An 11,577-nucleotide genomic window follows, 5' to 3' on the forward strand; every position below is an offset into this window, starting at 1 on the left:
ACCGAGTATCGCCATTTTAGGTTTTAAACCTGATGTAACAACCAATTCGGTTAAGTTATGAAGGGCGCACGGTGGATGCCTTGGCACTAGGAGCCGACGAAGGACGGGACTAACACCGATATGCTTTGGGGAGCTGTAAGTGAGCTTTGATCCAGAGATTTCCGAATGGGGGAACCCATTGTTCGTAATGGAACAATATCCTTACTTGAATACATAGAGTATGGAAGGCAGACCCAGGGAACTGAAACATCTAAGTACCTGGAGGAAGAGAAAGCAATTGCGATTCCCTGAGTAGCGGCGAGCGAAACGGGATGTAGCCCAAACCAAGAGGCTTGCCTCTTGGGGTTGTAGGACACTCTATACGGAGTTACAAAGGAATGAAGTAGACGAAGAAGTCTGGAAAGGCTCGTCAAAGAAGGTAACAACCCTGTAGTTGAAACTTCATTCTCTCTTGAGTGGATCCTGAGTACGGCGGGACACGTGAAATCCCGTCGGAAGCTGGGAGGACCATCTCCCAAGGCTAAATACTCCCTAGTGACCGATAGTGAACCAGTACCGTGAGGGAAAGGTGAAAAGCACCCCGGAAGGGGAGTGAAATAGAACCTGAAACCGTGTGCCTACAAGTAGTCAGAGCCCGTTAACGGGTGATGGCGTGCCTTTTGTAGAATGAACCGGCGAGTTACGATCCCATGCAAGGTTAAGTCGATGAGACGGAGCCGCAGCGAAAGCGAGTCTGAATAGGGCGAATTGAGTATGTGGTCGTAGACCCGAAACCAGGTGATCTACCCATGTCCAGGATGAAGTTCAGGTAACACTGAATGGAGGTCCGAACCCACGCACGTTGAAAAGTGCGGGGATGAGGTGTGGGTAGCGGAGAAATTCCAATCGAACTTGGAGATAGCTGGTTCTCTCCGAAATAGCTTTAGGGCTAGCCTCATGTGTAAGAGTCTTGGAGGTAGAGCACTGTTTGGACTAGGGGCCCTCATCGGGTTACCGAATTCAGACAAACTCCGAATGCCAAAGACTTATCCATGGGAGTCAGACTGCGAGTGATAAGATCCGTAGTCGAAAGGGAAACAGCCCAGACCACCAGCTAAGGTCCCAAAGTATACGTTAAGTGGAAAAGGATGTGGAGTTGCTTAGACAACCAGGATGTTGGCTTAGAAGCAGCCACCATTTAAAGAGTGCGTAATAGCTCACTGGTCGAGTGACTCTGCGCCGAAAATGTACCGGGGCTAAACGTATCACCGAAGCTGTGGATTGACACCTTTAGGTGTCAGTGGTAGGAGAGCGTTCTAAGGACTGCGAAGCTAGACCGTAAGGACTGGTGGAGTGCTTAGAAGTGAGAATGCCGGTATGAGTAGCGAAAGATGGGTGAGAATCCCATCCACCGAATGCCTAAGGTTTCCTGAGGAAGGCTCGTCCGCTCAGGGTTAGTCGGGACCTAAGTCGAGGCCGATAGGCGTAGACGATGGACAACAGGTTGATATTCCTGTACCACCTCTTTTCCGTTTGAGCAATGGGGGGACGCAGGAGGATAGGGTAAGCGCACTGCTGGATATGTGCGTCTAAGCAGTTAGGCTGATGATGAGGCAAATCCCATCATCGTGAAGGCTGAGCTGTGATAGCGAGCGAATTATAGTAGCGAAGTTCCTGATTCCACACTGCCAAGAAAAGCCTCTAGCGAGGAAAAAGGTGCCCGTACCGCAAACCGACACAGGTAGGCGAGGAGAGAATCCTAAGGTGAGCGAGAGAACTCTCGTTAAGGAACTCGGCAAAATGACCCCGTAACTTCGGGAGAAGGGGTGCTCTGGTAGGGTGCAAGCCCGAGAGAGCCGCAGTGAATAGGCCCAGGCGACTGTTTAGCAAAAACACAGGTCTCTGCGAAGCCGTAAGGCGAAGTATAGGGGCTGACGCCTGCCCGGTGCTGGAAGGTTAAGAGGAGTGCTTAGCGCAAGCGAAGGTGCGAATCGAAGCCCCAGTAAACGGCGGCCGTAACTATAACGGTCCTAAGGTAGCGAAATTCCTTGTCGGGTAAGTTCCGACCCGCACGAAAGGCGTAACGATCTGGGCACTGTCTCAACGAGAGACTCGGTGAAATTATAGTACCTGTGAAGATGCAGGTTACCCGCGACAGGACGGAAAGACCCCGTGGAGCTTTACTGTAGCCTGATATTGAATTTTGGTACAGCTTGTACAGGATAGGTAGGAGCCTTGGAAGCCGGAGCGCCAGCTTCGGTGGAGGCATCGGTGGGATACTACCCTGGCTGTATTGAAATTCTAACCCGCGCCCCTTATCGGGGTGGGAGACAGTGTCAGGTGGGCAGTTTGACTGGGGCGGTCGCCTCCTAAAGAGTAACGGAGGCGCCCAAAGGTTCCCTCAGAATGGTTGGAAATCATTCGCAGAGTGTAAAGGCACAAGGGAGCTTGACTGCGAGACCTACAAGTCGAGCAGGGACGAAAGTCGGGCTTAGTGATCCGGTGGTTCCGCATGGAAGGGCCATCGCTCAACGGATAAAAGCTACCCCGGGGATAACAGGCTTATCTCCCCCAAGAGTCCACATCGACGGGGAGGTTTGGCACCTCGATGTCGGCTCATCGCATCCTGGGGCTGTAGTCGGTCCCAAGGGTTGGGCTGTTCGCCCATTAAAGCGGTACGCGAGCTGGGTTCAGAACGTCGTGAGACAGTTCGGTCCCTATCCGTCGTGGGCGCAGGAAATTTGAGAGGAGCTGTCCTTAGTACGAGAGGACCGGGATGGACGCACCGCTGGTGTACCAGTTGTCTTGCCAAAGGCATCGCTGGGTAGCTATGTGCGGAAGGGATAAGTGCTGAAAGCATCTAAGCATGAAGCCCCCCTCGAGATGAGATTTCCCATCACGTATGTGAGTAAGATCCCTAGAAGATGACTAGGTAGATAGGTCAGAGATGGAAGCATGGCGACATGTGGAGTTGACTGATACTAATCGATCGAGGACTTAACCACAAAGAGTCATTTTTAAATGAACAACAATTGGTCGATATTCGGCTTTCTTGACATCAATTCTTTATCTAGTTTTGAAGGAACAATCCTTCAATTGAATAATTCGTCTGGTGACAATGGCGAAGAGGTCACACCCGTTCCCATGCCGAACACGGAAGTTAAGCTCTTCAGCGCCGATGGTAGTTGGGGGATCTCCCCCTGTGAGAGTAGGACGTCGCCAGGCAAATGTGAAAAGAGTAGCTCATTGAGTTACTCTTTTGGTTTTTTCATCAGAAATGAAGTTCCGTTTTTGTATGCAATCCTGACAGAGTCTAATGTGATAATATGCCAAAAGACGCATAAAATAAAAAATGACACAATAATCACCTATCAAGACAAATCAATACCCAAACAAACGGTACCTAGCCCCGATAAAACAGGTAAACATTCATGTTTGGTCACATTTTCACACAAAAACAACCTATTTTGTACGATTTTTCAAGCTTCATAGTTTTCTATCCGCACATACCACATCCATTACCTAACCACATATAATGATTAACTTTCCATATCCCCAAAATGATCATTACTCGTCCATAGCCCAACAATATTTACTCTTCCTTTAAATGAACTCAGACCCACTTCCCCCTAAATCTTAACCATTATCTTTTTTCCATAATCTTTTTTATAGAGACATACACAGACGGGGCGATTGTAACATAAGATAAATTACACTTGATTATTCTGTCAGTTTAAAAGTTTGAAATAATGTATACAATTGTTGGTTTTGAGGCAGAATAGGTTGTATGGAGGTGGAGAGCCCTATGTTAAATCCGGAGCGTAAGGCGGCTTTAGAAGAGTGTATCGTTTGTCACGTTGAAAAGAAGGTTGGAATCCATCTATACACATCGTTTATCTGCACAGAATGTGAGAAAGAAATGGTTCAGACAGAAACAAATGATCCTTTGTATAAAACATTCGTTCAACGATTAAAAAAAGTGAATACTCCTCAAATCTATTCATAACCAGGAAGTACAATTGGTTATGATTTTTTTTGATATTAGTAGGTAAAAAGTTTTCATTGTTCCCTGGAGCATCGAACAGCTTGGTTATGATACGATATGAGTGGATATTTATTTTGAGGAGATTTAGAGTATGAAACGAGATCAGAGGAGAACCCCTCTTATTGAGGCGATAGAGAATCATCGGTCGGCCAAGCCTATCTCTTTTCATGTGCCGGGTCATAAAAACGGGTTATTGATGGATGATCAATCTTTTTATCAATCCGATGTTACAGAATTAAGCGGATTGGATGACTTACATGATCCCCATGAGGCGATTCGTGAAGCGGAGGACTTGCTGACGGATGTATATGGGTCGATGAAGAGTTATTTTTTAGTGAACGGAAGTACAGTAGGGAACATTGCTGCCATTCTTGCTGCATGCTCACCGGGAGATCCCATTTTCGTTCAAAGGAATTGTCATAAGTCTGTTTTAAATGGAATCAAGCTTGCTATGGCTGTTCCTATATTAATAGAAACAGAGTGGAACGACGGGGGGACGGCCGTTGGTATGCGCCTCGATGCTATAAAGGAAGCATTGAAGGTATTTCCCCAGGTGAAGGCGTGTGTCCTGACTTATCCGACTTATTATGGGTTCACGTACAATATCGAACAAATTATAGAAGAATTACATACACATGATGTAACGTGTATCGTCGATGAGGCACATGGAGCTCATTTTACATTGGGCAGCCCTTTTCCGGAGTCTGCAATTGAATGGGGAGCGGATATTGTCGTCCATTCGGCTCACAAGATGCTCCCGGCCATGACGATGGGGTCGTATTTACACATCACAAGCTCCAGAGTGAGTGAGCGTAAGGTGAAAGAGTATTTAACTATGCTACAATCAAGTAGTCCATCGTATCCTATTATGGCATCCCTTGACTATGCCAGATCTTATATTGGGACTTTTACACAAGAAGAAAAGGATCAAAACCTGAAAGAGATCAATACGTTTGTACAAGCATTAGAGGGGGTTCATCCTCAACTCATTGTAAAGCGGACGAATGATCCACTAAAGCTTGTCATTAAGCTTGCGGGAAGGTCAGGGTATACTCTTCAACAGTTATTGGAGTCAGAGGGAATTTACCCGGAGCTTGCTGACCCCGATTATGTACTACTGATCCTCCCATTACTGAAGAAAGATCATTCTTTTCCTTATAATGAAGCGATCAGCCGAATATATAAGGCTTTAGGGAATGAACCGATAATAGAAAATATAAAGAATCATGAAACAAATCGATCAAATAGCCAAGAGTTTTTTACTACTTTGGCATTAAGCTTTGAGGAGATGGAAGAGAAAGAGGAAGCACTCATTTCCATTGATGAAGCAGAAGGAGAAATTTCAGCGGGAATGGTCACACCTTATCCTCCGGGAATTCCTCTTTTGATTCCAGGAGAACGAATTACCTCTCACGCCATTGAGCGTTTAACAGAGTATGTAAAGAATAAGGCAAATATTCAAGGTCATCACCATTTAGATGAAAATCGTGTGTTTGTGTACCGATAAGCAAGTGGAGGGAAAGAGATGTCAAAAGGATTGTTTATTACAGTTGAAGGTCCTGAGGGAGCCGGAAAATCAACGATACTAACGAAAATTTTTAACCGATTATTACAAGAAGGCTTCGATGTCATTCAGACGAGGGAGCCTGGAGGCATTTCGATTGCTGAACAGATTAGAGAAGTGATATTAAATACAAAGAACACGGAAATGGATAAACGGACGGAAGCCCTCTTATATGCTGCAGCGAGACGACAGCATTTGGTGGAAAAAGTAATTCCCGCTCTTGCAGAAGGGAAGATTGTAATTTGTGATCGTTTTATTGACAGTTCCCTTGCTTATCAAGGGAATGCCCGTGGAATCGGTATGGAAGAGGTCATGAATATCAATCAATTTGCGATTGAGGATAAGATGCCGGATCTAACGCTATATTTTGATATCGACCCCGAAGAAGGGTTAAAGAGAATTGCGAAACATAATGGAAGAGAAGTGAACCGGTTAGATCTGGAGTCGGTTGATTTCCATACGCGCGTCAGGGAAGGGTATCAGAAGTTAATGAAACAATATCCTGATCGTATTCAAGTCATCGATGCCAGCCGTAGCAAAGAAGCTGTATTTGCTGACGCATATGGTGTCGTGAACGATTACTTAAACAAGTAAGTTTAGTGAAAATAAAAAGGCGGACTTCTGAGCAAAAATTGGTGCTAAGAAGTCCGTCTCTTTTTTAGATGAAACATGTATGTAGATCCTGTTCAATGATATAATAGAAGGAAGTAAATGGCTTTAAAACGGAGGAATTGATTAATGAAGGTAATTATGGCAGTTGTACAGGATAAAGATAGTAATCGTTTGTCTAATGCCCTGATGGAACATAATTTTCGTTCAACAAAATTAGCGAGTACAGGCGGGTTTTTGAAGTCCGGGAATACCACGTTCATTATTGGTACAGAAGATATTCGTGTAGATAAAGCCTTACAGGTTATTAAAGAAAACTGTCAGTCACGGGATCAGATGGTGGCTCCTGTTTCGCCCATGGGTGGGAATGCCGATTCATATGTGCCTTACCCTGTTGAAGTAGCCGTTGGCGGAGCGACCGTATTCGTTCTTCCTGTAGAGCAATTCCATCAGTTTTAAAGTGAGGTTTAACCTATGAAAATTAACCAGGAGCATCGGGTTTCCTTAGATAAAGTAACGAAAGACCAGAAATCTATTGGAACAGGTCAAGTTAAATTCGGACAGCTTGTTCATAAGCACGATCAGAAAATGCAGATGGAACAGCTCAGTAAACTGCTCGTTACAATAGAGGATGCTGGTAGTCGTTTAGCCAAATCAAGATCATTTAAAGATCTTGCAAAATATAAAACATTGGTCAAAAAATTTGTGCGTGAGGCCGTAGATTTCGGGATGGATTTGAAGCAATCCCATACGTGGAATCAGTATGGTGAAGGCAAAAAGCTCAATATAGTAGAAACTATCGATCGACAGCTTATTGAACTGGCGGAAGATGTATTGGATAAAGAAAAGAAGTCCATTGATATATTAGGAAAAATTGGAGAAATAAAAGGATTGCTTATTAATCTTTATATGTAAGAGAGTGATGTTAAGACATGTTGTTTGAAGAGATACAACCATTTCAGCCCGTCGTCCTTCAGATGCTTCAGAATAGTATTGTGAAGGATCGTGTCGCTCATGCTTATTTATTCGAGGGTGAAAAAGGGACACGAAAGAAAGAAATGAGCATCCTGTTTGCAAAAGCATTGCTCTGTGTAAACCGTGTAGATGGAAAGGCATGTGAAAGCTGCTCCAACTGCAAAAGGATCAATCATGGAAATCACCCGGACCTGCATTTGGTAGAGCCGGATGGTCTTTCGATCAAGAAGGATCAGATTAAAAGTTTGCAAGAAGAATTTTCGAAAACAGGTGTAGAATCCAAGAAGAAGATTTACATTATCGTTCATGGAGATAAGATGACAGCGAATGCGGCTAATAGCCTGCTTAAGTTTCTTGAAGAACCGTTAGCTGATACAACAGCGATTCTGATTACAGAAAATATTCATCGCATATTGCCTACTATTCTTTCACGGTGCCAGACGATTTCCTTTAAGCCGTTACCGAAAGAACAGCTGACAAAACAGTTATTGGATGAGGGGATCCCACCCCATTTTGCAACGCTGGCAGCCAATTTGACGAACCATTATGAGGAAGCTGTAGAAATATGTCAAAATGAGTGGTTTGCACAAGCAAGAATAATAGTGTTAAAATTGTATGAAGTCCTCCAGAAAAGTCCCTTCCAAGCAATGGTCAAAATACAAGAGGATTTTGTACAGCACTTCAAAGAAAAAGATCAAGTCGATCGAGCATTAGATCTTTTACTTCTAATATATAAAGACTTACTTCATATCCAGTTAGGAAAAGAAGAACAGCTCGTGTACCCGGACCAAAAGGAAAACTGGAAATCAAACGCACTTCAAGTATCTACCAATCGTCTTTCTACTAATATGACGGCGATACTTGAAGCAAAACGCAAGTTAAACGCCAATATGAATTCGCAGCTGCTAGTAGAACAGCTTATGCTAAAACTGCAGGGGTGATGGTCCTTTGTACGATGTTGTAGGTGTACGCTTTAAAAAAGCGGGTAAAATCTATTATTTCGATCCGGGTGAATTGGATATTCAGAAAGATTGTTATGTAATCGTTGAAACCGTTCGCGGAGTCGAATTTGGAAAAGTAGTCGTAGAGAGAAAGCAAGTCGGAGAAAATGATGTAGTGCTTCCATTGAAAAAAGTGATTCGTATCGCTGATCAAAAAGATCGGTTAATCGTAGATGAGAACAAATCATCTGCGACGGAAGCCTACAATGTATGTTGTGATAAAATTAATCAGCATCAATTAGATATGAAACTGGTAGATGTAGAGTATACATTTGATCGTAACAAAGTCATATTCTATTTTACGGCTGATGGACGAGTTGATTTCCGAGAGCTAGTAAAAGATCTAGCTTCCATTTTCCGTACGCGCATAGAACTTCGTCAGATTGGCGTTCGAGACGAAGCGAAAATGCTGGGTGGTATTGGTCCTTGTGGCCGCATGCTATGTTGTTCTACCTTTTTAGGTGATTTTGAGCCTGTATCCATCAAGATGGCGAAGGATCAAAATCTATCCCTTAATCCAACGAAGATTTCAGGTTTATGCGGACGTTTAATGTGCTGTCTGAAATACGAGAACGACGAGTATGAAACAGCGAAAGCAGAATTACCTGATATTGGAGAAGTGATTAAGACACCTCATGGAAAAGGTAAAGTGGTAGGTCTTAATATTCTGGAACGTATTCTTCAAGTGGAAATTAAAGAAGAAGAGCGAGTTCTGGAATTTACATTAGATGAAATCATGAACGTGGGTGCCGTATCATTCCAAGCCACAGAGTAACGGGGTGTAGTGTCGTGGATAAAAAAGAGTTCTTTGATTCAGTCAGTAATATGGAACAACAAATTGGTCATTTATATCATCAATTAGGTGAGCTCAAACAATGTCTAGCTGAAATGTTAGAAGAGAATAATTCTCTAAAGCTTGAAAATGAGCATTTGCGCCGCAGACTGGAACAAACAGAGAACTCACCAAAAAAGGTAAAAACAAACAGCGATGCGGGTACAACGGGTGAGTCAGACTTAGAAGATAAAACACTGGATATAGGAGAAGGGTATGACAACCTTGCTCGATTATACCAGGAAGGATTTCATATTTGTAATATACATTTTGGAAGTCCACGGAAGGATGAAGATTGTTTATTCTGCCTTTCTTTCTTAAACAAGAAATAAGGAAAGAATAAATATCCCTGGTTATCCTACACTCTATAGAATAGAATACAGATTAAAAAGGGCTGATCCATACATAATGGGATTGGTCCTTTTTAGTGATTAATATCGAAACAATATATAATAGAAGGAAAAGTGGAGGAAAGGCATGGTCGAGTTAAAAGAAGATGAACGTTTAGATTATTTATTGGCTGAGAATATGAGGATCATTCAAAGTCCATCTGTTTTCTCCTTTTCAACAGATGCTGTCCTATTGGCTCATTTCAGCTATTTACCGATTCACAAAGGGAAAGTGGTTGATCTGTGTTCTGGTAACGGCATCATCCCCTTATTACTAAGTGCGAGAACCAACGTAGAAATTACGGGGGTGGAGATTCAAGAAAGATTATTTGATATGGCACAGAGAAGTGTCCAGTATAATGGTCGTCAAAATCAAATATCCATGAAGCTTGGGGATGTAAAGGAAATCGATCAGCTCCTTCATCATTCACACTATGATGTCGTAACCTGTAATCCTCCATACTTTAATACACCACCCGGGGATAAAAGAAACGTAAACGAGCACTATGCAATCGCCCGTCATGAAATCCTTTGTTCCCTTGAGGATACCATCAAAGCTTCAAGCTATCTCCTGAAGCAAGGAGGAAAGGCTTCCTTCGTCCATCGTCCAGGTCGTTTGATGGATATCCTCTCATTGATGAGGAAGCATCGTCTCGAGCCGAAACGATTGCGCTTTGTATATCCGAAGCCAGGAAGAGAAGCCAACACTATCTTAATAGAAGGAATAAAAGATGGGAAACCTGACCTAAAAATTCTTCCACCCCTTTATGTGTACGATGAACAGAACAAATATTCAAAGGAAGTATATGATATGCTGTTTGGAAAGAATGAAGATAAGGACTAAAGAAATGAGGAGGTGAGCTATTCAATGAACCAGCAGAAAAGCTTTCACGATAGTGAAAAAGGAAGCTTGTATCTTGTCCCTACACCGATCGGGAATTTAGAGGATATGACGTTTCGCGCAATCCGCATGATGAAGGAAGCGGCAGTGATTGCTGCCGAAGATACAAGAAATACAAAAAAATTATGTAATTACTTTGAAATTGATACGCCGATCATCAGCTATCATGAGCACAATAAAGAAACGAGCGGACAGAAGCTGATTGAACGTATGGAAAGAGGCGAGCTCGTGGCCCTTGTTAGTGATGCAGGAATGCCTTCCATTTCGGATCCGGGTTACGAACTGGTGAAAGAAGCAATCAATCACGAAATTGCTGTCATTCCACTACCGGGAGCTAATGCAGCTCTTACTGCTTTGATCGCTTCAGGATTGGCTCCGCAGCCATTTTATTTCTATGGGTTTTTACATAGAGGGAAGAAAGACAAAAGAGCGGAACTGGATACACTAAAAACGCTGGAAGATACATTTATCCTGTATGAATCTCCACACAGACTAAAAGAAACATTAAAAGAGCTATATGGAGCTCTGGGAAATAGACAAATCGTTGTTTGTCGTGAGCTCACAAAGAAGTTCGAGGAATTCATCCGTGGATCCCTGGAAGAAATAATGGAGTGGGCAAACGATGGGGAAGTACGAGGCGAATTCTGCTTATTAATTGAAGGAGCGGGTCCGCTGGAAAAAGAAGAGGAAGACGTCTGGTGGAGCAACTACTCCCTTTTGGACCATGTGCAGCATTACATGAACGAAAAAAACATGACCTCCAAAGAAGCCATCAAACAAGTCTCAAAAGAACGCTCCCTTCCAAAACGGGAAGTTTATCAAGCTTATCATGTTGAATAGAAAGTGCAGAGATGCAAAATCGATAAATAAAAAAAGACCTGAGTCTAGTCACTCAGGCCTTTGATATATTAACAACAAATTATTTTGTTTGTAGTGAATCCTGGATTTCTTTTAGTAATTGATCTGCACCTTCACGGCTAAGAACCAATTTTCCGTTAGCAAGCTTGATGTTATCATCAGAAACTTCTCCAGTGATTTGGCAAGTCATGCTTGGCTTATATTTCTTCAAGATGATTCTTTCGTCATCTACATAGATTTCTAAAGCATCTTTCTCAGCGATACCTAATGTACGACGTAATTCGATTGGGATTACGACACGACCTAATTCATCAACTTTTCTTACAATACCTGTAGACTTCATTTGAAAATCTCCTCCAAATAAATATTATTTATATCTCTCTAGTTCGTCAATATTCGACAAATTTCTTTTGTTGTTTCTATC

The 11,577-nt window shown here is 42.9% G+C and carries 11 protein-coding genes and 2 rRNA genes; 12 read left to right on the plus strand and 1 reads right to left on the minus strand.

All coding sequences use genetic code 11. The annotated features are described in order from the left end of the window. The first annotated feature begins 48 nt into the window (after positions 1 to 48). From ACYH0O_RS00190 to rsmI, 12 genes are all read left to right on the plus strand, one after another. Positions 49 to 2,984 (plus strand): 23S ribosomal RNA (locus tag ACYH0O_RS00190). A 103-nt stretch (positions 2,985 to 3,087) separates the two neighbouring features. Next, positions 3,088 to 3,204: ribosomal RNA gene (gene rrf, locus ACYH0O_RS00195) — 5S ribosomal RNA — on the plus strand. Between the two features lie 580 nt (positions 3,205 to 3,784). After that, positions 3,785 to 3,985, plus strand: coding sequence for a sigma factor G inhibitor Gin (locus tag ACYH0O_RS00200; protein ID WP_262481870.1), 201 nt, complete (start codon positions 3,785 to 3,787; stop codon positions 3,983 to 3,985). Between the two features lie 130 nt (positions 3,986 to 4,115). Beyond that, the gene (locus ACYH0O_RS00205) at positions 4,116 to 5,531 is read left to right on the plus strand and encodes an aminotransferase class I/II-fold pyridoxal phosphate-dependent enzyme (RefSeq protein WP_482630733.1); all 1,416 of its coding nucleotides are present in this window, start codon (positions 4,116 to 4,118) and stop codon (positions 5,529 to 5,531) included. An 18-nt stretch (positions 5,532 to 5,549) separates the two neighbouring features. Continuing rightward, a complete protein-coding gene (tmk, locus tag ACYH0O_RS00210; protein WP_482630734.1) occupies positions 5,550 to 6,182 on the plus strand; it encodes a dTMP kinase in 633 nt (210 codons plus the stop codon). Positions 6,183 to 6,326: 144 nt separating this feature from the next. Next, the gene (locus tag ACYH0O_RS00215) at positions 6,327 to 6,656 is read left to right on the plus strand and encodes a cyclic-di-AMP receptor (RefSeq protein WP_044340646.1); all 330 of its coding nucleotides are present in this window, start codon (positions 6,327 to 6,329) and stop codon (positions 6,654 to 6,656) included. A gap of 15 nt (positions 6,657 to 6,671) precedes the next feature. Beyond that, on the plus strand, positions 6,672 to 7,112 hold the full coding sequence (locus tag ACYH0O_RS00220; protein ID WP_482630735.1) for a YaaR family protein: 441 nt from the start codon (positions 6,672 to 6,674) through the stop codon (positions 7,110 to 7,112). 17 nt (positions 7,113 to 7,129) lie between these two features. Beyond that, positions 7,130 to 8,113 (plus strand): DNA polymerase III subunit delta', encoded by a 984-nt coding sequence (gene holB, locus ACYH0O_RS00225; RefSeq protein ID WP_482630736.1) that lies wholly within the window; start codon positions 7,130 to 7,132, stop codon positions 8,111 to 8,113. A 7-nt stretch (positions 8,114 to 8,120) separates the two neighbouring features. Further along, positions 8,121 to 8,948 carry a PSP1 domain-containing protein gene (locus ACYH0O_RS00230; RefSeq protein WP_149158170.1) on the plus strand — a complete coding sequence of 276 codons (828 nt, stop codon included), beginning with the start codon at positions 8,121 to 8,123 and terminating at the stop codon, positions 8,946 to 8,948. Positions 8,949 to 8,962: 14 nt separating this feature from the next. Next, entirely contained in the window at positions 8,963 to 9,337 is a 375-nt protein-coding gene (gene yabA, locus ACYH0O_RS00235; protein ID WP_149158171.1) for a DNA replication initiation control protein YabA, read from the plus strand. 145 nt (positions 9,338 to 9,482) lie between these two features. After that, complete coding sequence (locus tag ACYH0O_RS00240) at positions 9,483 to 10,238, plus strand: tRNA1(Val) (adenine(37)-N6)-methyltransferase (protein WP_427601172.1); 756 nt, start codon at positions 9,483 to 9,485, stop codon at positions 10,236 to 10,238. A gap of 24 nt (positions 10,239 to 10,262) precedes the next feature. Then, positions 10,263 to 11,135: a 16S rRNA (cytidine(1402)-2'-O)-methyltransferase gene (gene rsmI / locus ACYH0O_RS00245; RefSeq protein WP_482630737.1), complete on the plus strand. Its 873-nt coding sequence runs from the start codon at positions 10,263 to 10,265 to the stop codon at positions 11,133 to 11,135. Between the two features lie 79 nt (positions 11,136 to 11,214). Here the strand turns inward: rsmI and ACYH0O_RS00250 are convergent, their stop codons facing one another. After that, complete coding sequence (locus ACYH0O_RS00250) at positions 11,215 to 11,496, minus strand: AbrB/MazE/SpoVT family DNA-binding domain-containing protein (RefSeq protein ID WP_044340639.1); 282 nt, start codon at positions 11,494 to 11,496, stop codon at positions 11,215 to 11,217. Positions 11,497 to 11,577 lie beyond the last annotated feature (81 nt).

The sequence above is a fragment of the Rossellomorea sp. H136 genome, assembly GCF_056838065.1.